The following is a 26,435-nucleotide window of genomic DNA, read 5'->3' on the forward strand; positions in this document are numbered from 1 at the left end:
AAACGTCCAGCATCGCTTACGTGGGAGGGGTATTTTTTGCAGGTACATATCAGGGGCGGGATCGATCTTCGATGGGAAGGCAAGCCGATAGACACGATTGAAGATGCGGTCGTGGCTCGCTCGGTTGCGCTTATGGGAGAAGATTACCCGCGCCTGCGCCCGGTTATCGATGTCGCGATCGGACAAGCCGTGCGAGCCGGCGAGCGGCTGTTTACGGATCGTCACCGCCCTCATCTGACGTTTACAGCCCCTGTTGCTGGAACAATCCGCGCAATCTCGCGCGGCGCGCGTAGAAGCCTCGATTCCATTATTATCGACGTCGAGGACGAAGCCGCCGTCGAATTCGACAGGCCCTCACGGCCAGATCGCATGACCATGCAGTCGCTCCTGCTCCAAAGCGGTTGCTGGCAGTCATTTCGCACCCGGCCATTCGGTCGGCTCGCCGATCCCCGGCAGGCTCCTGATGCGATTTTCGTAACAGCCACCGATACCGCGCCGCTCGCAGGTGATCCGGCCCCCGTCATAAGGCGCTTCGAATCATGGTTTCGTCTCGGCGCGGAGGCGCTGCGTCACCTGACCGACGGTCCCGTTTACGTCTGTCACGGGGCCGATGCCTCCCCGGCCGTTCCCGAAGCCGTCAAGGCTGTCTGTTTCGCGGGCAGGCATCCGGCGGGTCTGGTTGGAACCCATATCCATCATCTCAATCCTGTCGGTGTAAACAGGATGGTTTGGCACATCGGCTATCAGGACGTAATCGCGCTGGGATGCCTGCTCGATACGGGCCGGATATGGACACGGCGCGTCGTTGCGCTGACCGGACCGGGGACGTGCAGTCCGCGCCTCGTTGTCGCTCCCGCAGGCGCGAATCTGAAAGATCTTTTCGGCGCCTCGCTCACCGGTCCCTCGGTTCAGTTGCTTTCGGGCTCTCCGCTCGGCGGAACGGTCGAGCATTTCCTGCGGCGTTATGACGTGCAGGCCACCGCCATCCCACACAGGCATCCGCTCCGGCGCTCCTTTCTCATGCGCTACCTGACCTCATTCAACGAGCAATTTCCGGCGCCGCTCATTCCCAATGCCGTTCATGAACGGGCCGCGCCTTGCGGGATCCTGCCCGCGCCGTTCCTGCGCGCCATCAGCACGGGCGATGTGGAAACCGCCGCGAAACTTGGTGCGCTGGAACTTGTGGAAGAGGATCTGGCGCTCCTGAGCCATGTCGACGGGTCGGGCACGGATTATGGCGCCCTGTTGCGTGCGACGCTCGATGAGTTGGAGGAAGCGATATGATCGCCTTCTTCCATGACCTGCAGGCGGGCCGCGTCGGCCGCACCTTGTTGTCCGACAGCGCCACGCCCGCGCTGCTCGGCGTGATCGTCCCGGTCGTGTCCGCGCTTGTCGCAGATACGGAACAGTTCGCAGCGCGGCTGCTGATCTCTGTCAGCCTGACCCTTGCGTGGCAGCATGTCTTCACACGTGTCCGGGGTCTCAGGCCGGGACTTGACGGTATTGTCGCCGCCACGCTGATCGCCCTTCTTGTCCCGGCCGATGCGCCGCTCTGGCAGCTCGCTTTGGGCGTCAGCTTCGGCGTGGTGATCGCCGAACAGGTGTTCGGTGGGCGCGGGCGCAATTTCGTGCATCCTGCCGTCGCCGCCCTTGCCTTCGTGATGTTCTCCTTCACTGAAATCGACTATCGAGCCGGGCCAAACATTCCTCTGGCGGCATTGCTTCCGGCTTTGGTTCTCCTGCTCCTCAGCGGCCAGGCGTCATGGCGATTGCTGCTTGCGGCCTACTGCACGATGGCCCTCATGGTTTGGGCGCAGGGAAGCGATCCGTCGGTCAACCTGCTTTCGGGTGCGATCGGCTGCGCGATCCTCTTTCTGGCGGCAGATCCTGTATGTTCCTGCACGACAAATCCAGGTCGTTTTGCACAGGGCATTCTGACCGGCGTGCTCATCGGCCTGTTCTCGCAGGCCGGATCGACTTTTGGAGCCGCGATCTTCGCGATCCTGATGAGCAGCATTTTCGCACCATTGATCGATTACGTGGTCGTGGCGATCCATGTAAGGCGGAGGGCAAGGCGACATGGCTGACGCTCGTCCTCCCAGCCCGCGCCCGGGCATGTGGCGCCGCTTTCTGAACCGTCCGAACACCGATGGCGTCAAGACGATCGGCATGTCGCTTCTGGTGGCCATTGGCTGCGGCTTTACCGTCTCCATCGCAGCGGTCGTCCTGCGGCCGATCCAGCAGGCCAATATCGTCGCCCAGCAACAGGGCCGCATGGTGCAGATGCTGGAAAACGTTCCGGGCATCGGGGAGATATTGAAGGAATCTGGCGCAAGCGGCGTCGAAACGCTCGTCATCGACCTCGCAAGCGGAACGGTCGCCGCCGATGTCGATCCGGGAAGCTTCGATCAGCGAGCGGCGGCGGCGGACGCAGAGCGAAGTTCGGCCCTGCCGCGCGCTGACGACCTCGCTGGTCTCAGCCGCCGCGAAAACCACGCGCTTGTCTATCTTCTGCGCCGCGGCGAGGAACTGGCGCTCGTTGTGCTTCCGGTCCGCGGCGCCGGCTACCAGTCGACCATCCGGGCCTATCTGGCGCTGGAGGCCGATCTCGACACCGTTGCCGCCTTCACGGTTTATGAGCAGGGTGAGACGCCCGGCCTCGGCGCCCGCGTCGCCGAGGACGGTTGGCAGGCGCAATGGGCAGGCAAGCGCATCTTCGACGATGGCGATTTCGCCATTTCCGTGGTGCGCGGCAATGCCAGCGGCCCCAATGAAGTCGACGGCATCTCCGGCGCCAGCGTCACGAGCTATGCGATCTCGGACATGCTCGAATTCTGGATGGGCGAGCACGGCTTCGGGCCGTTTCTCGACAGGCTGAAGAAAGGCGAGATCGAATGACTATCCCTTTCCGCAACCTGACAGATCCGCTCATCGACAAGAACCCCGTCACCGTCCATATCCTCGGCATCTGCTCGGCACTGGCGGTCACGACATCGATGTCCACCGCTCTCACCATGTCGATCGCCCTGACCGTCGTGCTCGGCCTGTCGGCAGGCGTCATCAGCGCCATCCGCCGACACATCCCGTCCTCCGTGCGCATCATCCTGCAGATCACCATCATCGCCTCGCTGGTCATCGTCGCCGACCAGATGTTGCAGGCTTTTGCCTATGAGATGAGCCAGCGGCTGACGGTGTTTGTCTCGTTGATTGCCACGAACTGCATCGTGCTCGGGCGCACCGAAGCCTATGCGCTGCACAATCCGGTCGTTCCCAGCATCGTGGATGGCGTCGGCAATGCACTCGGCTACAGCCTGGTGCTGCTCACTGTCGCCGCCATCCGCGAGTTGTTCGGCGCCGGAAGCCTGTTCGGCGTCGGCCTGCTGCCACTCGTGGCCGACGGTGGCTGGTACCAGCCACTCCGTCTTATGCTGCTCGCGCCGAGCGCATTCATCATCCTTGGCCTTCTGGTCTGGGCTGTTCGCAGCCTGCGCCGGGGCCAGAGGGAAGCGCCTGAATTCGAGTTGCGCGAGCAGCAAAGGACGACTGAGACATGATCGAACTGTTCCAGCGCTCCATTTTCGAAGAAAACCTCGCGCTGTCCTTCTTCCTCGGCATGTGCACCTTCCTCGCCGTCTCCAAGCGCGTGGAAACAGCCTTCGGCGTGGGTGTTGCGATGATCGTCGTGCAATCGCTCAGCGTGCCGGTGAACTACCTGCTGCACGCCTATATCCTGAGTGCCGGGGCGCTCGCGTGGATGGGGCTGCCGGATGTCGATCTCGGTTTCATGCGGCTGATCACCTTCATCGGCATCGTCGCGGCGATGGTGCAGATCATCGAGATGCTGCTCGATCGTTACGTGCCCGCCCTCTACGGCGCGCTTGGCATCTACCTGCCGCTGCTCGCCATCAACTGCGCCATTATCGGCGGCAGTCTGTTCATGGTCGAGCGGCAATATGATCTCACTGAAAGCACGGTCTATGGGATCGGCACCGGGATCGGCTGGGCGCTGGCCATCGTCGCGCTCGCGGCGATCCGCGAGAGGCTGCGCTATGCCAATGTCCCCGAAGGATTGCAGGGCCTCGGCATTGCTTTCATCGTCACCGGTCTCCTGTCCATGGCGTTCTCCGCCTTTGTGGGAGTGCGCGTGCTATGACGGAGATCCTGCTCGGCATCGGCTTCATTTCCTTGCTGCTCGTCGCGCTGGCAGCCGTTGTCCATAAGGTTCGGGAGTATCTGCTGCCGTCGCGACCCGTGGCGGTCACCGTTAACGGCGGGCGTGAGATTGGCGCTCTGGCGAATTTCAAGCTTCTCGATATTTTGAATTCCAACGGCATCGCCGTGCCCTCGGGCTGCGCCGGCGCGGGAACGTGCGGCCTGTGCCGCGTCAGCGGCGTCACGGGTACGGGAGAGCCGTTGCCGACGGAACGCGCCCGGCTTTCTCCTGCCGACGTTCGGGCTGGAATGCGGCTCGCCTGCCAGATCGTGGTGCGAAACGACCTCGCCGTCACCGTCCCGGACGAGGTGCTCGGCATCACCACGATGAACTGCCGCGTGGCATCGTCGCGCAGTGTCACGCCTTTGATCAAGGAAATCGTGCTCGCCTTGCCGGAGGGCGCGGAATTCGACTTTCGTGCGGGCAATTTCGTGCAGGTCACCGCACCGGCCTATCGTCTCGACTTCTCCGGCATCGCGCTTGAACCGCAGCATGCCGCCGAATGGAAAAAACTCGGAATTGACAAGCTCTCGTCGCAAAGCCCTCAGCCCGTCTCTCGCGCCTATTCGGTTGCCAGCCGACCCAAGGATGTCGGCATGATCGTGCTCAACATCCGTCTGGCCACGCCACCGCCAGCCAAACCGCATGCACCTCCCGGCATCGTCTCGTCATGGCTGTTCGGTCTGCGCGAGGGCGACCCGATCGAAGTGGCGGGCCCGTATGGTCACTTCGGGGCGCAGGATACCGGGCGCGAGATGGTGTTTATCGGCGGCGGCGTCGGCATGGCGCCCTTGCGCGCCATCATAACGGACATGCTCGAGCGTCAGGGAAGCCGCCGCAAGATCAGCTTCTGGTACGGCGCGCGAAGCCGTGGCGAACTGTTCTACGCCGACGAATTCGACGAGCTTGCCCGGCGTCATGAGAACTTCCGCTGGGTGCCAGCCCTCTCCGAACCAGCCAGAAACGACCCCTGGGACGGTGAGTTAGGCTTTGTCCATGATGTCGTCTTCCGCGCCTATCTGAAGGATCACCCGGCGCCGGAGGACTGCGAATATTATCTGTGCGGCCCTCCGCTCATGATCGAGGCCATCTACGCGATGCTCGATGAATGCGGTGTGGAGAGCGAGAGCATCTTCAATGACGATTTCGGGATCTAGGAGCATGACGACAAGGCGCGAGATCGTATTTGGACTGGGAGCCCTGGCCGGACTGATGTCCTTGCCGTCTTTGGCCCGAGCCGGTGCCGATGATCTCACGCGCATCTCCGGGCGCGCTTTCGGCACACGATGGCAGGTCACCGTTCCGGCCGATGCCGATGCCCGCAAGATTGGCGCGGATCTCCGGCACTTACTGGCCGGGATCGATCATTCGATGAGCCCGTTTCGTGCGGGTTCGGAGCTTTCGCGCTTCAACAGCCGTTCGGAAATCACACCGTTCGCAGCCTCCGAGCCGCTTCGGACGGTTGCTAGCAAGGCACTCGAGATTGCGCGATTGACCGGCGGCGCGTTCGATCCGGCCGTCGGGCCCGCTGTCCATCGTTACGGTTTCGGGCCGATCGCTGCCGGGCGGTCCGGTCGCTACACCGCTTTTGCCGTCAGTGCCGAAGGCCTCTCCAAAGCAGAGCCGGAACTTTCGCTCGATCTGTGCGGCATAGCCAAGGGCTACGCCGTCGACCGGCTTGCAGGACACCTGAGAGATCAAGGGCTGCCGAGTTTCCTGATCGAGGTGGGTGGCGAAGTCTATGGTTTCGGTGCGCGCCCTGACGGCCGTCCATGGCGCGTCGGCATTGCGGACCCGCTTCGCACCGGTGTCCACACGACGCTTCCCCTGACAGGCGTGGCGATGGCGACCTCGGGCGATGCGATCAATGCCTATGAGATCGCGGGCCGCCGCTACAGTCATACGATCGATCCCGCAACCGGAGAGCCGGTTCGCAACAGCGTCGCCTCGGTTTCCGTTCTGGCCCCGACAGCGCTGGAGGCCGACGCGTTTGCGACCGCCCTTCTGGTAATGGGTCCTGAAGGCGGCCTTGCATTCGCCTCCGCCAACCGTCTGCCCGCGCTTTATCTGCTTCGCGAGGCGGGAGGTCTTAAGGCCAGAGCCAACAGGTTGTTCATCGACCAGGGGAGGGCATAAAGCCATGCAGACCATTTTCGCCGCTGTTCTTCTGACCGGGCTTGCCATGCTCGCGCTGGCCGCCGGCCTTTTTGCCGGCCGCGCACCGCTCAAGGGATCGTGCGGCGGCGCGGCCTGCGGCGGCAAATGCCATGCTTGCGAACGATCCGAAGGAAGCGGGACATGAAACTCGACACGGTCGCCGATCATATGCGCACGGACCTGATCACGCTAACGCCGGACATGGAGATAGTACGGGCCGTGTCCGTGCTCATGCAAAACGGCGTGTCGGGTGCATGCGTCATCGACGGCGCCGGCGATCTCGTCGGCGTTCTGTCCAAACGCGATTGCCTGAAGGCCGCACTCAACGCCTCCTACTACAAACAATGGGGTGGCAGTGTCGCCGACTATATGAGCACCGAACTCGAGACGCTCGATGCGGGTATCGACATCGTCGAAGCGTGTGAGCGCTTTGTCGCAAGCTCGTACCGGCGGTTCCCCGTCACCCGCCATGGCCGACTTGTCGGCCAGATCAGCCGTACCGACGTCCTCAACGCCCTTTCACGGCAGTGGACATAACAAAGCCCCGGAAAAGAAAAGGACCGATATCATGACACGACAGCTCTCCAGAAGATTGTTTCTCGCAGGAACCAGTGCGGCAGCGTCCGCAGGTATCGTCGGGACAGCCAATGCGCAGGTGGCCTCCGGCGGCGCTGCAACCGTCTCCGTGCAGGAAGCCCTGAAACAGCGCCGCTCTACCAAGCGCTTCGGGCGTGGTGACGTTGCGCGCGAAAAGGTGCTCGAAGCACTGTGGGCGGCCAATGGTGTCAACCGCGCGGACGGTGATGGACGCACAGCGCCCGCCTGGCACGGTGCGAAGAACGTCGATATCTACGTCGCGCTGGAAGATGGCGTCAGTCTCTACGACCCCGTGGCAAACGCTCTCAACAAAGTGGCCGATACAGATATTCGCGCGGATGTCAGCCCCACGGCTTTCGTACGCAGGGCGCCCGTGGTGCTGATCTATGTCTCTGATGCCGAGAAACTTGCCGCTGCCGCCGGTGACCTGGCCAAGTCTGCGCCCGAAGAACTGGTTATCGCCGCACGCGTCAACTCAGCCATCATGGCCCAGAACGTCTATCTGTTCTGCGCTGCCGAAGGGCTCGGCACATGCCTCCTCGGTACGGTGGACCGCGAAGCTATTAAAACAGCGCTGAAGTTCCCGGATCATCTTTCGGTGACATATATCCAGCCCTTAGGCGAAATCGGCTGATCCGGAGCGTGGTCATAGAGCGGCATGCAGGCCTTGCCGCATATCCGGTGCTTCTGCAGAGACACAAGCCTTGACGGCCGCAATTCTCTGGTGCGCGCTTGGCCTCCTCGCTTTGGTCGGCGGAGCGGATATACTGGTGCGCAGCGGGTCGACGCTCGCGCGCCGGCTGAGCATATCCCCGCTCGTCATCGGGCTCACATTTGTTGCGATCGGGACAAGCACACCTGAGCTGGCGGTGGGCATCAATGCCGCGTTGACGGGAGAAGGAGGGTTGGTCGTCGGGAACATCGCCGGCACCAACACCTTCGGTCTGCTGTTCATCCTTGGACTATGTGCTATCGCTCGGCCCGTTGTTTTGGAACCGGTCTCCGTTGGGCTTGAACTCCCTGCAATGATAGCCGCCGCACTGGCGTTCTGGGTGTTTGCAGCTGATGGTTATCTGTCGAGAGCCGAGGGCCTTGTGTTCCTGCTTGGTGGTATCGGCTATATCGTCCTGGTCGTTCGAAGCGCGCGCTTAAGAAGTTCGCCACCCGACAAAGAGTTGCCAGTCCTGCCACGCCCGATGCGCGACGCTCCGCGGAGCGGATGGTTGAACGTCGCCGTCATGATTGGTGGTATTGCGGTCATCACAATAGGCGCGGATTGGCTCGTATGGGGATCCTCCGATCTTGCTCGCAGGTTGGAGGTCTCCGAAGCTCTTATCGGACTGACCATAGTTGCAATCGGCACATCGAGCCCTGAACTGATCACGACAATCGTCTCGACCGTACGCAATGAGCGCGAGATCGCGGTAGGCAATCTTTTGGGCAGCAGTGTCTATAATATTGCAGTCATTCTTGGGCTGACGATGCTGGTTCCGAGCGAAGCGATCACCGTGGAAAGAACGCTCATCGCCGTCGACATTCCTGTTATGGCTGCGGCAACTGTGCTTTGCGTTCCAGCCTTCCTCACGGGCAGAACTCTGTCGCGGGCCGAAGGGGCAGCATTTGTCGGTTGCTACATAGCTTACTTCGCCTACCTTATGCTCGCTCGGACTTAACTCTGGCGCAGGCAGGGTAATGAAACTGGACGCATCGATTTGCTCCGCGAAGGTTGTCGCTTCCGTTCGAAAAATTGACGGATACAGCGCGCAATAGGTCACCCACGAGTAGGTTATGCAGCTGTTTCGAAGAGCAAGTTATGATGGCTGCCCGTCCCCGCAACCATCTTTACTTGCTCGGGGCGCAAGTGAAGATTAGATCCTGCCCCCGCAACCAGAATTTATGTGACTTATCAAAAAGCCCCGCAGACAGAAATGTCGCGGGGCTTTTTGATGTCGGTGCCAGGGCTCGCCTGCCCGGCACCCCCCCCGTTTTCCCCGCCTAATCCTGCGGCCTTATAATGCTCCAGGAACAACAGCTGGACACCCGCAAAAACCCGTGGCGTTAGCGGCGGCGGAATGATTCACTGGCGGCGAGCAAAGATGGAGCGCCGTCATGGACCCGCAGTCACTGTTCAGCCTGAACGATCACCTTAAGGCCCTGAGCAAGGAGGGCGATCCGCTCGAGGTTCTGCAGGAGACGGTGGATTTCGAGTATTTCCGGACCTGGCTGATCGAGGGACTGGGATACGGCGACGGTTCCAAGGGTGGAAGACCACCTTTTGACCCCGTCATGATGTTCAAGGCGCTGATTCTTCAGGCGCAGCACAACCTGTCGGACGCCCGCATGGAATTCATGATCCGGGACCGGCTGAGTTGGATGCGCTTCCTGGGACTATCGCTGGGGGATCGCACTCCGGACGAGAACACCATCCGGCATTTCCGCAACCGCATGACCGAGACGGGGACGCTGAAGCGGGTGATGAAGGCCTTCGACTGGCAACTCCAGAAGAAGGGCTACATCCCGATGTCGGGGCAGATTGTCGACGCCTCGCTGGTGCCGGCGCCCAAGCAGCGCAACACCGATAGAGAACGGGAGGCTATCAAGGCGGGCAAGTCGGCCGAAGAGATCTGGCCCGATGAACCGAACAAGGCGGCCCAGAAGGACACCGATGCGCGCTGGACACTGAAGATCGGCGGCAAGGTGCGGTATCGGGAAGACGGAACGCCGCTGCCGATGATCGCCTTGCCGGTGTTTGGCTACAAATCCCATATCGGCATTGATCGCCGCTATGGGTTCATCCGGTCGATGGCGGTGACCTCGGCATCGACGGCCGATGGACGTCTTCTCAGGCGGGTCATCAGCACCGACAACACCGGTTCCGAGGTCTGGGCCGACAGCGCCTATCGCTCGCAAAGCAACGAGAAGTGGCTCGGCGACAGGATGCTGACCAGCCGCATCCATCGCAAGAAGCCCATGGGCAAACCGATGCCGAGGGCGACGGCACGGGCCAATGCGCAGAAGTCCTCAATCCGCGCTCATGTCGAGCATGTGTTTGCCCATCAGAAGAACAGGTTCGGCCTGTTCATCCGCACCATCGGCCTTGCCCGCGCAGAGGCGAAACTGGCCCTTGCCAACCTGGCCTACAACTTCGACCGCCTGATCTTCCACGAACGCCGACGCGCCATGGCCTGAATCTGTCCGGGATTCGGCGAAGCCGCCGAAACCGGGAACCGAACCCACCAAAATCAGCCGAAATGGTCCCGATCAGGGCGACTATATCCTCGTCACGGTCAAACCGCCCGTTCTGGCGCCAAAATCAAAGGGTTTTTGCGGGTGTCCAGCTGGAAACGCACGCCATGGACACATCCGAAAATCTCGACCTCCCCTATATCTCTGCCGCTCAAGCCCAGAAACACGTCACCCACAACGAGGCCATCAGGGCCGTCGATGCGTTGCTCCACCTCGCCGTCAAAAGTCGCAGCGCGACAAGTCCGCCGGTAATCCCCGAGCCGGGCGAGCGTCATATCGTGCCGGCGGCGGCCACGGGGGCCTGGACGGGGCAGGCAAAGGCCGTGGCGGCGTGGCAGGACGGGATCTGGACCTTCTATACGCCGCGCCCCGGCTGGCTCGCCTATGCCCTCGATGAAAACCGCCTGCTCGCCTTCGACGAGGGCGAGTGGGTCCTTGCCGCCGTCAATGTCGCCATTCCGAGTCAGGTCGGCGTCAATACCACGGCGGATGCGACGAACCGCCTGGCCGTCGCCGCCCCGGCCACGCTTCTCACCCACGAGGGAGCCGGCCATCAGCTCAAGATCAACAAGGCAACCACCGGGGATAGCGCAACGCTGCTCTTCCAGTCCGGATGGTCGGGGCGCGCCGAAATGGGGCTTGCCGGCAGCGATGCCTTCCGCGTCAAGGTGAGCCCGGACGGCGCTGCCTTCCATGACGCCATGGTCGTCGATCCGGCGACGGGGCAGGTGACCTTTCCCGCCGGCGTCGTCGGCCTCCGGCCCCAGCTGACGGATCACCGGACCTACCATGTCGCAACGACCGGAAGCGACGGCAACAACGGGCTGACGCCGGGCGCACCCTTTGCGACCATCCAGAAGGCGATTGACGAGGCGCACAACCTCGATTGCGCCTACTATTACGTGACCATCGAGATCGCCAACGGCACCTATGCCGGTGCGAGCGTCCTGCGGCCGCTGATCGGCGGCGGCACGCTCGTCATCAAGGGCAACGAGGCGACGCCGGCCTCGGTGGTGCTGACATCCGGGCTGAGCTTCCGCAACGGCGCCCAGGTGCGGGTCACCGGGGTGCGGATCGCCGTCGCCACGGACCTGATCCATGCACTGTCGGTCGGCAACGGCGTCCACTTGCGCCTCGGCAAGGTCGAGTTCGGCGCGGTCGGCGCGAATGCCGATCATATCTTCTGCGACAATCCCTGCCAGATCGTGCTCGAGGACAACTACACGATCACCGGCGGCGCCCGGCGGCACATGAACATCGGGAGGGGCCATCTTTCGGGTGCGAACCGCACCTTCACGCTGACGGGAAACCCGGCCTTCACGCAGTTCATCGCCGCCAGCTGCTGCGGCACGGTGGCGCTCTCCAATCCGACGATATCAGGCACGGCGACCGGCGGGCGCTACATCGCCGAAACGAACGGCGTCATCAACACCTTCGGCAAGGCGGCGACCTTCCTGCCGGGCTCCGTCGCCGGCACCAATCCGACCGGCGGCATCTATGCCTGAGCCGGAAGCATAGCATGCATCGCTTTGCCGGCGGCTCTTGCGCAGGAGCCGCCGGACTGGTTATGAAAAGGCATGTCGCTCGAATCCGTCCGTACCTTCTTCTCCGAAAACGCCCCCGAAATCGCGGTGCTTGTCACCGAGCAAAGCTCTGCGACCGTGCCGCTTGCCGCCGCAGCGCATGGGGTTGCGCCGGAACAGATCGCCAAGACGATCTGCCTGCGTGTCGGCGAGGAGATCGTGCTTCTGGTCGCGGCCGGCACGGCGCGGCTCAGCAACCGCAAGTTCAAGGACCGCTTCGCCGCAAAGCCGCGCATGCTCGATGCCGAACAGGTGCTGGCCATCACCTCCCACCCGGTCGGCGGCGTCTGCCCGTTCGGTCTGCCCGCCCCGGTGCCTGTCTACTGCGACGTCTCGCTGAAACCCTTCGAGGAGGTCGTTCCGGCGGCGGGCGCGACGAATGCGGCGGTGCGCATTGCGCCCGAACGCATGGCGGCGCTGGTCAAGGGCGAATGGGTCGACGTCTGCGAGTGACGGAATCCCCTTGCTTTCCCGGAAAAGCGGGCCGCCCGTCAGGAAAATCGTGAAAGAGTTTCGCGAAAATCCGGGGAAATGCCCCGCTGGCGTAATTCCGCTCGAACAAGCAATATGACGAAACTGTGATCAACCGCGGCCGGCTTCCGGCGGACAGCGGCGCGCGGGCGCGGAGACATCCGCGAGGCAGGCGGTTCGCATGGCGGAGCGTCGGCCAGGTCCCGGGTCGCTGGAGGAGTAACTTGACCCGGAAGTTTTGCACGGCGGCGCCGTCAAGCGCACGCCAGGGGGAGAAAACATGTTCGAACGGCTTTTCAAGCTGCGTGAGCACGGCACCACCGTGCGCACCGAGGTGATCGCGGGTCTGACGACCTTCCTCACCATGTCCTATATCATCTTCGTCAATCCGGACATCCTGTCGACCACGGGCATGGACAGGGACGCCGTCTTCGTCGCGACCTGTCTTGCTGCCGCGCTCGGCTCCATGGTCATGGCGACCGTCGCCAACTGGCCGATCGGCATGGCGCCCGGCATGGGCCTCAACGCCTTCTTCGCCTTCACGGTCGTGGCGGCGCTCGGCTTCACCTGGCAGCAGGCGCTGGGTGCGGTGTTCATTTCCGGCATCATCTTCGTCATCCTGACGGTGACCGGCGTGCGTAGCTGGCTGATTGCCGGCATCCCGCATTCGCTGAGGAGCGCGATCGCCGCCGGTATCGGTCTCTTCCTCGGCATCATCGCCCTGAAGAGCTCCGGCATCGTCGTCGACAATCCGGCGACGCTCGTCGGCCTCGGCGACCTCAAGCAGACCGGCCCGCTGCTCGCCATCCTCGGCTTCTTCATCATCGCCGTGCTCGATGCGCTGCGCGTCAAAGGCGCGATCCTGATCGGCATCCTCGCCGTCACGGTCCTCTCCTGGATCTTCGGCGTCAGCGAGTTCCGCGGCCTCGTCTCCGCCCCGCCGTCGATCATGCCGACCTTCCTGCAGCTCGACATCATGGGCGCGCTGCATGGCGGCCTGCTGCATGTCATCCTCGTCTTCGTGCTCGTGGAAGTGTTCGATGCGACCGGCACGCTGATCGGCGTCGCCAAGCGTGCCAACCTCATCCAGGAAGGTAAGAAGAGCCGTCTCGGCCGCGCGCTCCTGGCCGACAGCACGGCGATCGTCGCCGGCTCGCTGATCGGCACCAGCAGCACCACGGCCTATGTCGAAAGCGCCTCGGGCGTGCAGGCGGGCGGGCGCACCGGCCTTACCGCCTTCACCGTCGCCATCCTCTTCCTCGCCGCCCTCTTCATCTCGCCGCTCGCCGGCTCCGTGCCGAGCTATGCGACGGCACCGGCCCTGCTCTATGTCGCCGGCCTGATGATGCGCGAACTGACGGAAATCGAGTGGGAGGACCTGACGGAAGCGGCCCCGGCGGCGCTGACCGCGCTCGCCATGCCCTTCACCTATTCGATCGCCAACGGCCTTGCCTTCGGTTTCGTCAGCTATGTCGTGCTGAAGTTCTTCACCGGCAGGTGGAAGCAGATCCACCCGGCAACGGCGATCGTCGCCGCCCTCTTCATCATCCGCTTCGCCTTCTTCGCGGAATAAGGGGATCGACCTTCGACAGGAAACGGGCCGCGTGATGAGCGCGGCCCGTTTTCGTTTTCAGGATCGGGCGATGGCGTCGAGCCAGGCCTGCCATTCCGGTTCGCTTGCCGCGGGGGATGTCGAGATGGCGCATGCGGCGGGATTCAATTGACAGGAAAACGTATCAAGGCATGCAAAAAGCCGGCCCGTGGAGGCGGGCCGGCGGATCCGTGATCCCGGTGGTGGATCAGCGGATCAGGAAAGGTTCGGCGTAGAAATGCTCCTCGAGGTTCACGCCCTCGCCGCCGCGGTCCACCACGGCGAAATCCGAGACCGTGTCGAGCGGCGTCAGGATGCCGTGCCAGACATTGCGGCCGATATTGACGCCCTGGCCGGGCGCGGTGCGGAAGGCGATCGGCTCGGCGGGGCCGTTCTCCGTCTCCTCGGCGACGACGACGAGGAAGGAGGCGTCGCCGAGCGGAATGAAGGCCTGGCTGCCGAGCGGGTGGCGCTCCACCATCGTCAGCTCCAGCGGCAGCGGATAGGGCTCGCCGCGCAGGAGGCTGATCATCGGCCGGGCCTTCTCGCCCGTCGTCTCGATATTTGCAAGGTCATGGTAGCGGGTGCATTTTCCCGCATTGATCGGAAAACTGTGCGCGCCCTCCTGCTCGATCACCTGGCCGAAGGGCGCGAAGGCCTCGCGGGTGAGCGGCTTGATCTCGATGGTCTTCATGTCTTTCCTCCCTCGGCCGGATGGCCAAAACACGCAGGCGGCCGATGCCGCCGTCCGGATGGATGTTCAGGCGGACATGCGCCACGGCACCCGCCCGTTGTTTCACGAGATCGCCGTCGAACCCGTGGATGCGGTCGGCGGCGAGTTTCTGCTCGGGCAGGATCTCCTGCCAGAACATCGACGGGGCGGTGACAAGGGTGGGGAGGTCCCCCGTCGTGCCCGTCAGGTCGGCGGCCTGCAGGGAGCAGGCATCCGGGTCGTCGCCCTTGAAACGGGCGGTATCGGCGACGATGCTTTCGATCGTCGTCCATATCGATGCCACGGCCGGACACGAGCAAGCGCTGGGGGGCCGCGTACTGTTCGTTCGAAAATCCCGCTCTCAGGCCGGCAGCATGGCTTTGAGCCGCAGCAGCGCGATGCGCTCCACCTGCCGGCAGGCGGTGGCGAGCTCGGTGTCGCGGTCGTTGCCGATGCGGGCCTTGAAGGCGGCGAGGATGCTGGCCTTCGTGTTGTCGCGCACGGCGATGATGAACGGGAAGCCGAATTTCCTCACATAGGCCTCGTTCAGTTCGGTGAAGCGGGCGCGCTCCGCGTCGGTCAGCGCGTCGAGGCCGGCGGAGGCCTGTTCCTCGGTGGAGCTCGCGGTAAGGCGTTTCGCCTGGGCCAGCTTGCCGGCAAGGTCCGGGTGGGCGACGAGCACGCGAAGCCGTTCGGCATCGCTGGCCGCGCGGAACTGGAAGGTGAGGGCGGCGGCAAGGCCGGTCGCCGTGTCGTTTGCCGGCGAAAGTTCGTCGGCGAAGGCACGGCGGGCGACCCAGTCGGAATGTTCGAACACGCCGCCGAAACGCGCGACGAAGGCCTCTTCGGTCATCTGCGAGGGGCGCTCGGCCGGCGGCTGCGGCGGGTGGGTCTTCGCCCAGTGCTCGGCGATATCGACGCGCCGCGCGATCCAGACCTTCTCGTGGCTCTGCACATAGTCGATGAAGCGGGCGAGCGCCATGACGCGGCCGGGCCGGCCGATCAGGCGGCAATGCAGGCCGATGCTCATCATCTTCGGGCTACCCTTGGCGCCTTCCGCATAGAGCGCATCGAAGCTGTCCTTCAGGTAGCTGAAGAACTGGTCGCCGCTGTTGAAGCCCTGGGGCGTCGCGAAACGCATGTCGTTGGCGTCGAGCGTATAGGGGATGATGAGCTGCTGCCGGCCGCCATGCTCGTACCAGTAGGGCAGGTCGTCGGAATAGGTGTCGGAAATATAGGCGAAGCCGCCCGCCTCGGCGACGAGGTCGACGGTGTTCACCGAACAGCGGCCGGTATACCAGCCACGCGGCCGCTCGCCGGTGACGAGCGTGTGCAGGCGGATCGCCTCGGCGATGGCGGCGCGTTCGTCCTCCGCCGTCATGTCCTTGTGCTCGACCCATTTGAGGCCATGCGAGGCGATTTCCCAGCCGGCCTCCAGCATCGCGGCCACCTGGGCGGGCGAGCGGCGGAGCGCGGTGGCGACGCCGTAGACCGTGACGGGCACGTTCTTTTCCGTCAAAAGCCGGTGCAGGCGCCAGAAGCCGGCGCGCGCGCCGTATTCGTAGATCGATTCCATGTTCCAGTGGCGCTGGCCCGGCCATTGGGCGGCGCCGACGATCTCGGAGAGAAAGGCCTCGGATGCCGCATCGCCATGCAGCACGCAGTTCTCGCCGCCCTCTTCGTAGTTCAGCACGAACTGCACGGCGACACGCGCCTCGCCCGGCCACCGGGCCGCCGGCGGTGTCTGCCCATATCCGTGCATGTCACGGCAATATCGCATGGGAACGCTCCTCCAAACGTTTTCGATGCGGAATTTCTAACCGCAAATCGCCGGTGCCATTCCCTACGGAAATTTTGAAAGTCTCGAACGATCCTGCTGCTTTTCAGTGGCAAGCGGCTGGAGGATAGTGATTGTAGGAGCGCTGTGTTCAGGAGGAAAAACATGCAAACGCATTCGCAAGGGGCCGGCCGCCTCACGACCCATGTGCTGGATACGGCGCGCGGCAAGCCGGCGGAAGGCCTGCGCATCGATCTCTACAGGGTGGAGGGCGACACGCTGCACCTTCTCAAGACCACCGAGACGAACGACGACGGCCGCTGCGATGCGCCGCTCTTGGCCGGCGAGACGATGAAGGCCGGCACCTACGAGCTGCGCTTCCACGCCGGCGACTATCTCGGCCGCACGGGGGATGGCCCGATGTTCCTCGACATCATCCCCATTCGCTTCGGCCTTGCCGACGAGGGCGCGCACTACCATGTACCGTTGCTCGTCTCGCCCTTCAGCTATTCCACCTACCGCGGGAGCTAAGCCATGGCGGCCGCCACGATCCGCTCGGAACTGCACTTCATCCTCAATGGCCGCGACGTCGCGCTCAGCGACGTCGCGCCGGACCAGACGCTGCTCGACTGGCTGCGCCTCGCGCGCCTGCTCAAGGGCACCAAGGAAGGGTGCGCCGAGGGCGACTGCGGCGCCTGCACGGTGCTGGTGGGCCGGCTGACGCCTGAGGGCGGCCTTGTCTACGAGGGCGTCAATGCCTGCATCCGCTTCCTCGGCTCGCTGGACGGCTGTCATGTCGTCACCGTCGAGCATCTCGCCGCCAGCGACGGCCGCCTGCACCCCGTGCAGCAGGCCATGGTGGATTATCACGGCTCGCAATGCGGCTTCTGCACGCCGGGCTTCGTCATGTCGCTCTATGCGCTGTGGATGCAGTTGCCGAACCCGACCGATCAGGAGATCGAGACGGCGCTGCAGGGCAATCTCTGTCGCTGCACCGGCTACGAGCCGATCCTGCGCGCCGCCCGCGCCATTTCCAGCTATGGCGGCACGGAGAAGGATCCGCTCCTTGCCGAACGTCAGGCGATGATCACGCGCCTCAAGGCGCTTGCCGACGGCGCGCGCGTCGAGATCGGCGAGGGCAAGAAGCGGTTCGTCGTGCCGGCGAACCTCGATGATTTCGCCGCCGTGCTGGAGGCCGAACCCGCCGCCACGGTGGTGGCCGGCTCCACCGATGTCGGCCTCTGGGTCACCAAGCACATGCGCGACATCACGCCGGTCGTCTTCATCGCCGGCCTTCAGGAGATGAAGGCGATCACGGTGAAGGACGACGTGATCGCCCTCGGCGCGGGCGTTACCTATACCGAGGCCATCGCGACGCTTTCGCGGTACATTCCGGCGCTTGGCCCGCTCATCACCCGCATCGGCGGCCAGCAGGTGCGCAACATGGGCACGATCGGCGGCAATATCGCCAACGGCTCGCCGATCGGCGACACGCCGCCGGCGCTGATCGCGCTCGGCGCATCGGTGACCTTGCGCAAGGGCGCGGAACGGCGCACCATCCCGCTCGAGGATTTCTTCATCGCCTATGGCAAGCAGGACCGCCAGCCCGGCGAATTCGTGGAATCTCTCGCGGTGCCCGTTCCTCCCGCGACGGAAAAGTTCGCCGTCTACAAGGTGACCAAGCGCCGGGACGAGGACATCACCGCAACGCTCGGCGCCTTCCGCCTGGCGCTTGCCGCCGACGGCACGGTCGCCGCCATCACCATCGCCTATGGCGGCATGGCGGCGACGCCGAAGCGCGCCTTTGCCGTCGAGAAGGCGCTGCTCGGCCAGAGCTGGACCGAGGCGACGGTGGAAGCGGCCATGGCGAAATATGCCGAGGACTATACGCCGCTGACCGACATGCGCGCGACCGCGGAATACCGCGCGCTGGTGGCCAGGAACCTGCTCTTGCGGTTCTATGTGGAAACGACGACCAGCGCACAGCCTGCGCAGGTGTCCAGATACGAGGCTGCGTAAGCCATGAACAAGCACAGTCCAGACCTCAAGGCGGAAAAGATCACCGGCGGCGTGCATGACAGCCCGCGCCATGATTCGGCGCACAAGCACGTCGCCGGCACGGCCGTCTATATCGACGACATCACCGAGCCCGCCGGCACGCTGCATGCCGGCCTCGGCCTGTCCACCGTCGCCCATGGCATCGTGAAATCCCTCGACCTTTCGGCCGTGCGCGCCGCCCCCGGCGTCGTCGATGTGCTCACCCATGAGGACGTGCCCGGCGACAACGACATCTCGCCCTCCGGCATGCACGACGATCCGGTGCTCGCCGTCGGCAAGGTGGAGTTCCACGGCCAGCCGATCTTCTGCGTGATCGCGGAGACGCGCGAGGAGGCCCGCCGCGCCGCGCGCCTCGCCAAGGTCGAATACGAGGAGCTGCCCGCCAATATCGACATCTGGGATCTCGACCAGAAGACGCACCGGCAGGTCTTTCCGCCGCTGACGCTGAAGCGCGGCGATGCCGCCGCCGCCCTCGACAGTGCCCCGCGCCGGGTGAAGGGCCGCATGCGGCTCGGCGGCCAGGACCACTTCTATCTCGAAGGCCAGGTCTCGCTCGCCGTGCCCGGCGAGGACGACGAGGTCACCGTCTACTGCTCCACGCAGGGGCCGAGCGAGACGCAGCACCTCGTCGCCCACGCGCTCGGCGTGCCGAGCCATGCCGTGACCGTTGAGGTGCGCCGCATGGGCGGTGGCTTCGGCGGCAAGGAGACCCAGGCCAACCAGTGCGCCGCGCTCGCCGCCATCGCTGCCAAGAAGCTGGGCCGCGCCGTCAAGCTCCGACTCGACCGCGACGAGGACATGGTGGCGACCGGCAAGCGGCACGATTTCGCCATCGACTACGATGTCGGCTTCGACGACGAGGGCCGCATCCTCGGCATCGACTACACCTTCGCGCTCAGGGCCGGTTTTTCGGCGGACCTGTCCGGCCCGGTGGGCGACCGTGCGCTGTTCCACTGCGACAATGCCTATTTCTTCCCGCATGTGCACGCCAGGACGGCGCTCCTGCACACCAACACCGTGTCGAACACCGCCTTCCGCGGTTTTGGCGGCCCGCAGGGCATGGTCGGGGCCGAGCGCGTCATCGATGAGGTGGCCTTCGCCGTCGGCAAGGACCCGCTCGAGATCCGCAAGCTGAACTTCTACGACGCGATGGGCGTCGAGGGGACCCGCAACCTCACGCCCTACCACCAGAAGGTGGAGGACTGCATCATCCAGCGCATCGTCGCGGAGCTTGAGGAAAGCGCCGACTATGCCGGCCGGCGCAAGGCGATCCGGGAATTCAACGCGAAGAGCCGCATCGTCAAGCGGGGCCTCGCGCTGACGCCGGTCAAGTTCGGCATCTCCTTCACCAAGACGGAATCCAACCAGGCCGGCGCGCTGGTGCATATCTACACGGACGGCTCCGTGCACATGAACCATGGCGGCACGGAAATGGGCCAGGGCCTGCACCTGAAGGTGGCGCAGGTGGTGGCGGAAGAGTTCCAGATCGACCTCGACCGGGTGAAGATCACGGCGACGACGACGGCCAAGGTGCCGAACACCTCGCCGACGGCGGCCTCGTCCGGCGCCGACCTCAACGGCATGGCGGCGCAGAACGCCGCCCGCCAGATCAAGGACCGGCTGATCGATTTCGCCGCGGAAAGCCATCAGGTGCCGCGCGACCAGGTCGTCTTCCTGCCGAACCGGGTGCGCATCGGCAATGCCGAGATTTCCTTCAACGATCTCGTCAAGCAGGCCTACATGGCGCGCGTCCAGCTCTCGGCGGCCGGCTTCTACAAGACGCCGAAGATCCACTGGGACCGCTCGAAGGGCCGGGGCCACGCCTTCTATTACTACGCCTATGGCGCGGCCTGCTCGGAGGTCTCGGTCGACACGCTGACCGGCGAATATGTCGTCGAGCGCACCGACATCCTGCACGATACCGGCCGGTCGCTGAACAGGATCATCGACATCGGCCAGGTCGAGGGCGGCTTCATCCAGGGCATGGGCTGGCTGACCACGGAGGAATTGTGGTGGGACGGCAAGGGGCGCCTTCGCACCCACGCACCCTCCACCTACAAGATCCCGCTCGCCTCGGATCGCCCGAAGATCTTCAACGTGGCGCTGACCGACTGGTCGGAAGCCTACGAGCCGACGATCCACCGTTCCAAGGCGGTGGGCGAGCCGCCGCTGCCGCTCGGCCTTGCCGTGCTGCATGCGCTGTCGGACGCGGTGGCGAGCGTGGCGGACCACAGGATCTGCCCGCGGCTCGACGCCCCGGCGACGCCCGAGCGCGTGCTGATGGCGATCGAGCGCCTCAAGGCGGCCCGAGCAATTCCAGGAAAAGTGTGATGCGGTTTTCCGTCCGGAATTGCGGCAAAGAAAGCAAGGGGTGAGGCCATGCCCGCCGTGCGCGAAGACATCCGGGATTTCCTGCGCCGCGCGCCGGGGTCGATCCTGGTCGAGGTGACGGGTGCGGCGGGGTCCACGCCGCGCGACACGGATGCCTTCATGCTGGTCTCGGAACGGGACATATTCGCGACGATCGGCGGCGGGCAGCTCGAATATATGGCAATCGACCAGGCCCGCCGCGCGCTGCGCTCGGGCGCGGCCGCCGAGCCGATGAGCGTGCCGCTCGGCCCGGAGATCGGCCAGTGCTGCGGCGGGCGCGTTGGCCTGTCCTTCACCGCCATGAACCCGGTGCTGGCGCGCGACCTTGTCGCCCGCAGCGACCGCGAGATGGCCCTGAGGCCGCATGTCTACGTCTTCGGCGCCGGCCATGTCGGCGATGCGCTCGCCATGGCGCTATCGCTCGCGCCGCTGCGCGTCGTGCTGGTGGATACCCGCGAGGACGAGCTCGTCGCCTCAAGGGTGCCGGGCATCGAGACCTGCCTCACCGCCATGCCGGAGGCCGTGGTGCGCGATGCGCCGGCCGGCAGCAGCTTCGTCGTTTTGACCCATGATCACGCGCTGGATTTCCTGATCACCGCCGAGGCGCTGAAGCGCAACGATGCCGCCTATGTCGGCATGATCGGCTCGAAGACCAAGCGCACGACCTTCCGCAACTGGCTGTTGCGCGAGATCGGCCAGCCGGACCTTTTCGACCGCCTCGTCTGTCCGATCGGCGGCACGGTCATGAAGGACAAGCGCCCGGCGGTGATCGCGGCGCTCGCCACCGCCGAGATCATGACGGCGGCGCTAACCTGGGCAAGCGCGCGTCAGAACGCGGTTCCCGTCAAGGACTAAAGCGGTCTATCCTCCGGGAGCCTTTTCCCAGGGATTGAGGCACGGGACGCCGAGTGGCTGAAAGTCCGAAAGATTGCGTGTGACGAGGACCAGATTGTTGGCGAGCGCGGTTGCCGCGATCATGCCGTCGGCCGTCGGCTTCCTGCCGGGTGTCGGCAATCGGCCTGCGATCAAGGCCGCCCGCGTATCGAACGGCAGGAGCCTTGCGGAAAATTCCGGCAGCACGACGGCCGTCAGCCATAAGGAAAGGTCATCGGCAAAATCGGGATTGCGAAGACGCTCGCGTTGTATGCCGAACTCGATCTCCATGATCGTAATCGTCGAAAGATAGGCGGTCTCGACATCGAACGCGTGGAGGAATTCCTGAAATTCAACGGCCTGACGCTCGGCCCTGCGGGATGCGGAAACAACGTTCGTATCGAGCAGGAATGCCATCAGAATTCGACGTCCCGCCCCTGAAGCTGATGCGTTCGGGCGCAAAATCGTCATCGAACCTGGAGTCCTTGTGATTGAGGGCGTCATACAGGCTTTTCGACTTTCGCCAGTGGTCCTTGAAATCGCTATAGCGGACAAGCACATAGCTCGCCTCGCCATGTTCGGTGATGACGAGGGGGCCTTCGTTTGCCGCCTTCTTCGCCTTGCTCGGATTCTGGTTGAAGTCGGCGCTGGTCATGGAGGCGAAGGGCATGGACTTCTCCATCTAGTATATTCTTAGAAGAAATATACTATTTTCCGTCGTTCGCTTCAACCAGTTCGGCTTTGCCGTCGTCGATGTCCTCTCCGAGCAGCCGGCCGATCAGCCGCTGACATCGCTCGGCCATGAAATCGATCATCAGCCGCACCTTGGGGTCCTGGAAGCGCTTGTGCGGATAGATCGCGGCGAGCTGGACGGAGGCGGGCGGGCTGTCCTTCAGGATCTCCACCAGGCGGCCCTCGGCAAGATGGGCCTTCACCTCGAAGAGCGGCTTGTTGATGATGCCGCGGCCTTCCAGCGCCCATTGCGTGAGCACGTCGCCGTCGTCGCTGTCATAGGGGCCGGCGACCTCGAACTTGCGCACGCCCTCGGCCGTCACCAGCGTCCAGTAATATTCCTTCGAGCCGGGATAGCGCAGCAGCAGACAGTCGTGCTTGTCGGCGATCAGCGCATCGGCCGTCTTCGGCGTGCCGCGGCGGGCAAGATAGGCGGGCGAGGCGCAGAGCACGCGCTCGCAATTGAGGATGCCGCGCATGCGCAGGTTCGAATCCTCGAGCACGCCGAGCTTGAAGGCGACGTCGACGCCCTCGGCGAGGATATCGACATTGTGGTCCGACAGGCGCACCCGCACCTCGATATCGGGATACTTGTCGTGGAATTCCGGAATGCCCGACGCGATCAGCCGCCGGCCGATGCCGAGCGGCGCGGTGATGCGGAGCGAGCCCTTGGGGTTGCGCGACAGGTCCGCGATCGCCGCCTCCGCCTCGTTCACCGCCTCGATGATCTTCACCGCGCCCTCGTAGAACACGCGGCCATGCTCGGTCGGCGAGAGCTTGCGCGTCGTGCGGTTGAACAGCCGCACGCCGAGATGGCGCTCCAGTTCCTTGATGCGATTGCTGGCGACCGCGGGGGTGACGCGCTGGTCGCGCCCCGCCGCCGAAAGGGTACCGAGTTCGACCACGCGAACGAAGACGCGCACATTATCGAGATAGGACATGGCTCTTTCTACCACATTGGCGTGCCGAGCAAAGAGGCGGCCATCTTTTAGATTTTTTTGAAAGTGTTCGGGATTCACCGGGATTTCCGTGAAAATCACTTGATGGCAAACAAGCCCATGGAAAATGGGAGGAGGTCCCTATGTACGAATATGCCATAGCCTGGGATTGGTTGATGTTCGCCGTCCGCTGGCTGCACGTCATCACGGCGATCGCCTGGATCGGCTCGTCGTTCTATTTCGTCGCGCTCGACCTGGGCCTGAAGAAGCACCCCGCGCTGCCGCCGGGCGCCCATGGCGAGGAATGGCAGGTGCATGGCGGCGGTTTCTACCACATCCAGAAATACCTGGTGGCGCCGGCCAACATGCCGGAGCATCTCGTCTGGTTCAAATGGGAGAGCTACGTCACCTGGCTGTCCGGCTTCGGCATGCTCTGTCTCCTGTATTATGCGGGCGCCGACCTCTACCTGATCGATCCGAACGTGCTCGATGTCTCCAAGCCGGTGGCGATCGGCATTTCGCTGGCCTCGCTGGCCTTCGGCTGGATCATGTACGACCTGATCTGCAAGTCGCCCTTCGGCAACGACAACACGCGGCTGATGATCGCGCTCTACTTCATCCTCGTCGTCGTCGCCTGGGGCTATACGCAGCTCTTCACCGGCCGCGCCGCCTACCTCCATCTTGGCGCCTTCACGGCGACGATCATGTCGGCCAACGTGTTCTTCATCATCATTCCGAACCAGAAGATCGTCGTCGCCGACCTCATCGCCGGCCGCACGCCCGATCCGAAATACGGCAAGATCGCCAAGCAGCGTTCCACGCACAACAACTACCTGACGCTGCCGGTGCTGTTCCTGATGCTGTCGAACCACTATCCGCTGGCCTTCGGCACCGAGTTCAACTGGATCATCGCCTCGCTGGTCTTCCTGATGGGCGTCACGATCCGCCACTACTTCAACACCACCCACGCCAATGCCGGCAACCCGACCTGGACCTGGCTTGCCACCGCGCTGCTCTTCGTCATCATCATGTGGCTCTCCACCGTGCCGAAGGTGCTGACGGGCGACACGGCCGACGCGAAGGTCTCGGCCAGCCAGCAGCCCTTCGTCACGGCTGAAGCCTTCCCCAAGGTGCGCGACACCGTTCTCGGCCGCTGCGCCATGTGCCATGCCAGGGAGCCGGGCTGGGAGGGCATCATCACCGCGCCGAAGGGCGTCGTCCTGGAAACGGACGGCGAGATCGCCAACCACGCCCGCGAGATCTACCTGCAGGCCGGCCGCTCGCACGCCATGCCGCCGGCCAACGTGACCCAAATCTCCGACGAGGAGCGCCGCCTGCTCGTCGCCTGGTACGAAAGCGCCATCAACGGGGAGAAGACCCAATGAGCGAACTCCTGATCCGCGGCCGCGTGCTGACCTTCCTCGCCGAGCCGCAGGGCATCGACGACACGGCCGCCTGGCGCTACATCGAGGACGGCGCGGTCTTCGTGCGGGGCGGCAAGGTCGTCGAGATCGGCGAGCATGCCGAGGTCAGCAGGCGCGCCGGCCCCGGCGTTGCGGTCGCCGACCATCGTCCGCACCTCGTTCTGCCGGGCCTCATCGACACGCATCTGCATTTCCCGCAGACCCAGGCGATCGCCTCCTATGGCGCGCAGCTCCTGGAATGGCTGAACACCTATATCTTCGTCGAGGAGCAGAAGTTCGCCGAGGCCGGCCACGCGGCCGCCGTGGCGGACCGCTTCATGGACGAGCTGCTCTCGAACGGCACGACGACCGCCGTCGCCTACTGCTCGGTGCATCCCGAAAGCGTCGAGGCCTATTTCTCGGCGGCCGAGGCGCGCGGCATGCGCATGGTCGGCGGCAAGGTGATGATGGACCGCAACGCGCCCGACGCCCTGCGCGACACGCCGCAGCAGGGCTACGACGAGACGAAGCGGCTCATCGGGAAATGGCACGGCCGCGGTCGCGCGCATTACGCGATCAGCCCGCGCTTCGCCATCACCTCCACGCCCGAGCAGATGGAGATGAGCCAGGCGCTCGTCGCCGAGCACCCGACCTGCTTCGTGCAGACGCATCTTTCGGAGAACAGCGACGAGATCGCGTTCGCCACCTCGCTCTACCCGCAGGCGAAGGACTACACGGACATCTACGCCCGCTACGGCCTGCTCAATGACCGCATGCTGCTCGGCCATTGCATCCATCTCGGCGACCGCGAGGTTTCCGTGCTCGCCGAGACGGGCGCCGTCGGCGTCTTCTGCCCGACGTCCAACCTCTTCCTCGGCTCGGGCCTTTTCGACCGCGACAGGTTCGACCGGCTCGGCGCCCGCTGGTCGGTGGCGACGGATGTCGGCGCCGGCACCAGCTTCTCCATGCTGGAAACGATGGACGAGGCCTACAAGGTGCTGCACCTCAACGGGCAGAAGCTGACGCCGTTCAATTCCTTCTACCGCCTGACGCTGGGCAATGCCCGCGCGCTCGGGCTTGAGAAGCACATCGGCTCGCTGCATGCCGGGGCCGATGCGGATATCGTCGTGCTTGATTCCTCCGGCAAATCGGCGATGGAATACCGCATGCGCACCGCCACCTCGCTGGCGGAGGAGCTCTTCATCCTGCAGACCATGGGCGACGACCGCTGCGTCGCCGAGGTCTATGTCGCCGGAAAGGCGATGAAGGGGAAGGGCAAGACAGGCGCCGCAAACCAGCGCCTGCTCGAGACGGCCTGATCACTTGACGGTGCAGATGCCGTTCGCGCCGCCGTGTCCGGTATAGGAGACGGCGGCAGAGCCGTCAGGGTTGATGCTGAGCGAGATCGTCACGCCTTCGCCCGTCGCTTCGTAATAATTGTCGTTGATGACCTTCAGCTTGCTTTCCTTGCCGTTGATGTAGATCGGCCCGCCCTCGTCGGCATGCACCTCGATGTCATGGGGGCAGGTGGCGTTGACGAGCGGGATCTTTGCGAAGGCGGAGCTCGCGGCGATCAGGAGAGAAGCGGCCACGGCGGCAATCCGGGTCAAGTTCATTGGACAATCCTTTCTGTCTATCCTGGGCTTTACGCCCCGACGGGGTACCCAGATTTGCGTAAGGTCGAAAGATAAACGTTTTTCTGCACATCGATGAG

At 64.1% G+C, this 26,435-nt stretch carries 26 protein-coding genes; 20 read left to right on the plus strand and 6 right to left on the minus strand.

Annotated features, from left to right (window positions below; genetic code table 11):
• Positions 1-36: 36 nt before the first annotated feature.
• The 14 genes from shn_RS20530 to shn_RS20595 all read left to right on the plus strand — a co-directional run bounded on the left by shn_RS20530 (position 37) and on the right by shn_RS20595 (position 13,840).
• Entirely contained in the window at positions 37-1,284 is a 1,248-nt protein-coding gene (locus shn_RS20530) for a Na+-translocating NADH-quinone reductase subunit A (protein ID WP_009450487.1), read from the plus strand.
• Entirely contained in the window at positions 1,281-2,087 is an 807-nt protein-coding gene (locus shn_RS20535) for an RnfABCDGE type electron transport complex subunit D (RefSeq protein WP_009450486.1), read from the plus strand. Before shn_RS20530 ends, shn_RS20535 begins: the two co-directional genes overlap by 4 nt.
• The gene (gene nqrC / locus shn_RS20540) at positions 2,080-2,898 is read left to right on the plus strand and encodes an NADH:ubiquinone reductase (Na(+)-transporting) subunit C (protein ID WP_009450485.1); all 819 of its coding nucleotides are present in this window, start codon (positions 2,080-2,082) and stop codon (positions 2,896-2,898) included. The genes shn_RS20535 and nqrC overlap by 8 nt, the downstream gene beginning before the upstream one ends.
• Positions 2,895-3,554 carry an NADH:ubiquinone reductase (Na(+)-transporting) subunit D gene (locus shn_RS20545; RefSeq protein ID WP_009450484.1) on the plus strand — a complete coding sequence of 220 codons (660 nt, stop codon included), beginning with the start codon at positions 2,895-2,897 and terminating at the stop codon, positions 3,552-3,554. Before nqrC ends, shn_RS20545 begins: the two co-directional genes overlap by 4 nt.
• On the plus strand, positions 3,551-4,153 hold the full coding sequence (gene nqrE / locus shn_RS20550; RefSeq protein WP_009450483.1) for an NADH:ubiquinone reductase (Na(+)-transporting) subunit E: 603 nt from the start codon (positions 3,551-3,553) through the stop codon (positions 4,151-4,153). Before shn_RS20545 ends, nqrE begins: the two co-directional genes overlap by 4 nt.
• Positions 4,150-5,370 carry an NADH:ubiquinone reductase (Na(+)-transporting) subunit F gene (gene nqrF, locus shn_RS20555; RefSeq protein WP_009450482.1) on the plus strand — a complete coding sequence of 407 codons (1,221 nt, stop codon included), beginning with the start codon at positions 4,150-4,152 and terminating at the stop codon, positions 5,368-5,370. The genes nqrE and nqrF overlap by 4 nt, the downstream gene beginning before the upstream one ends.
• 4 nt (positions 5,371-5,374) lie before the next feature.
• A complete protein-coding gene (locus shn_RS20560) occupies positions 5,375-6,349 on the plus strand; it encodes an FAD:protein FMN transferase (RefSeq protein ID WP_009450481.1) in 975 nt (324 codons plus the stop codon).
• A 162-nt stretch (positions 6,350-6,511) separates the two neighbouring features.
• Complete coding sequence (locus tag shn_RS20565) at positions 6,512-6,907, plus strand: CBS domain-containing protein (RefSeq protein WP_009450480.1); 396 nt, start codon at positions 6,512-6,514, stop codon at positions 6,905-6,907.
• A 31-nt stretch (positions 6,908-6,938) separates the two neighbouring features.
• Positions 6,939-7,601, plus strand: coding sequence for a nitroreductase family protein (locus tag shn_RS20570; protein ID WP_009450479.1), 663 nt, complete (start codon positions 6,939-6,941; stop codon positions 7,599-7,601).
• Between the two features lie 70 nt (positions 7,602-7,671).
• A complete protein-coding gene (locus shn_RS20575; RefSeq protein ID WP_009450478.1) occupies positions 7,672-8,640 on the plus strand; it encodes a calcium/sodium antiporter in 969 nt (322 codons plus the stop codon).
• A 436-nt stretch (positions 8,641-9,076) separates the two neighbouring features.
• A complete protein-coding gene (locus tag shn_RS20580; protein WP_064328982.1) occupies positions 9,077-10,156 on the plus strand; it encodes an IS5/IS1182 family transposase in 1,080 nt (359 codons plus the stop codon).
• Between the two features lie 164 nt (positions 10,157-10,320).
• Complete coding sequence (locus shn_RS20585) at positions 10,321-11,718, plus strand: DUF2793 domain-containing protein (RefSeq protein ID WP_064332058.1); 1,398 nt, start codon at positions 10,321-10,323, stop codon at positions 11,716-11,718.
• Positions 11,719-11,790: 72 nt separating this feature from the next.
• Positions 11,791-12,249: a YbaK/EbsC family protein gene (locus shn_RS20590; RefSeq protein ID WP_064332059.1), complete on the plus strand. Its 459-nt coding sequence runs from the start codon at positions 11,791-11,793 to the stop codon at positions 12,247-12,249.
• Between the two features lie 298 nt (positions 12,250-12,547).
• Positions 12,548-13,840 carry an NCS2 family permease gene (locus tag shn_RS20595; RefSeq protein WP_064332060.1) on the plus strand — a complete coding sequence of 431 codons (1,293 nt, stop codon included), beginning with the start codon at positions 12,548-12,550 and terminating at the stop codon, positions 13,838-13,840.
• Positions 13,841-14,066: 226 nt separating this feature from the next.
• Here shn_RS20595 and shn_RS20600 read toward each other — a convergent pair whose 3' ends face one another.
• Genes shn_RS20600 through puuE form a run of 3 tightly spaced genes read right to left on the minus strand, consistent with a single transcriptional unit; the run spans position 14,067 to position 16,350 of the window.
• Positions 14,067-14,543 carry an ureidoglycolate lyase gene (locus shn_RS20600; protein WP_371328610.1) on the minus strand — a complete coding sequence of 159 codons (477 nt, stop codon included), beginning with the start codon at positions 14,541-14,543 and terminating at the stop codon, positions 14,067-14,069.
• Positions 14,431-14,874, minus strand: coding sequence for a hypothetical protein (locus shn_RS37625; RefSeq protein ID WP_084438206.1), 444 nt, complete (start codon positions 14,872-14,874; stop codon positions 14,431-14,433). The genes shn_RS20600 and shn_RS37625 overlap by 113 nt, the downstream gene beginning before the upstream one ends.
• 57 nt (positions 14,875-14,931) lie before the next feature.
• Complete coding sequence (gene puuE, locus shn_RS20605) at positions 14,932-16,350, minus strand: allantoinase PuuE (protein WP_064332062.1); 1,419 nt, start codon at positions 16,348-16,350, stop codon at positions 14,932-14,934.
• A gap of 162 nt (positions 16,351-16,512) precedes the next feature.
• On the opposite strand from puuE, the gene uraH reads away from it, so the two are divergent.
• Genes uraH through xdhC form a run of 4 tightly spaced genes read left to right on the plus strand, consistent with a single transcriptional unit; the run spans position 16,513 to position 21,630 of the window.
• Positions 16,513-16,878, plus strand: a complete 366-nt coding sequence (gene uraH, locus shn_RS20610) for a hydroxyisourate hydrolase (protein WP_064332063.1) — start codon at positions 16,513-16,515, stop codon at positions 16,876-16,878.
• 3 nt (positions 16,879-16,881) lie between these two features.
• Positions 16,882-18,366, plus strand: coding sequence for a xanthine dehydrogenase small subunit (xdhA, locus tag shn_RS20615; RefSeq protein ID WP_064332064.1), 1,485 nt, complete (start codon positions 16,882-16,884; stop codon positions 18,364-18,366).
• A gap of 3 nt (positions 18,367-18,369) precedes the next feature.
• Positions 18,370-20,736 carry a xanthine dehydrogenase molybdopterin binding subunit gene (gene xdhB, locus shn_RS20620; RefSeq protein ID WP_064332065.1) on the plus strand — a complete coding sequence of 789 codons (2,367 nt, stop codon included), beginning with the start codon at positions 18,370-18,372 and terminating at the stop codon, positions 20,734-20,736.
• A gap of 48 nt (positions 20,737-20,784) precedes the next feature.
• Complete coding sequence (xdhC, locus tag shn_RS20625; RefSeq protein WP_064332066.1) at positions 20,785-21,630, plus strand: xanthine dehydrogenase accessory protein XdhC; 846 nt, start codon at positions 20,785-20,787, stop codon at positions 21,628-21,630.
• 6 nt (positions 21,631-21,636) lie between these two features.
• Here xdhC and shn_RS20630 read toward each other — a convergent pair whose 3' ends face one another.
• Entirely contained in the window at positions 21,637-22,152 is a 516-nt protein-coding gene (locus shn_RS20630) for a type II toxin-antitoxin system VapC family toxin (protein ID WP_245337332.1), read from the minus strand.
• 203 nt (positions 22,153-22,355) lie between these two features.
• Positions 22,356-23,321, minus strand: a complete 966-nt coding sequence (locus shn_RS20635) for a LysR family transcriptional regulator (protein WP_064332068.1) — start codon at positions 23,319-23,321, stop codon at positions 22,356-22,358.
• A 140-nt stretch (positions 23,322-23,461) separates the two neighbouring features.
• Here shn_RS20635 and shn_RS20640 point away from each other — a divergent pair, with 140 nt between their 5' ends.
• A complete protein-coding gene (locus shn_RS20640; protein ID WP_064332069.1) occupies positions 23,462-24,703 on the plus strand; it encodes a urate hydroxylase PuuD in 1,242 nt (413 codons plus the stop codon).
• A complete protein-coding gene (guaD, locus tag shn_RS20645; protein WP_064332070.1) occupies positions 24,700-26,040 on the plus strand; it encodes a guanine deaminase in 1,341 nt (446 codons plus the stop codon). The genes shn_RS20640 and guaD overlap by 4 nt, the downstream gene beginning before the upstream one ends.
• Here guaD and shn_RS20650 read toward each other — a convergent pair whose 3' ends face one another.
• Complete coding sequence (locus tag shn_RS20650; RefSeq protein WP_064332071.1) at positions 26,041-26,337, minus strand: hypothetical protein; 297 nt, start codon at positions 26,335-26,337, stop codon at positions 26,041-26,043.
• Positions 26,338-26,435: the final 98 nt, after the last annotated feature.

Source organism: Shinella sp. HZN7, assembly GCF_001652565.1.
Lineage (GTDB): Bacteria > Pseudomonadota > Alphaproteobacteria > Rhizobiales > Rhizobiaceae > Shinella > Shinella granuli.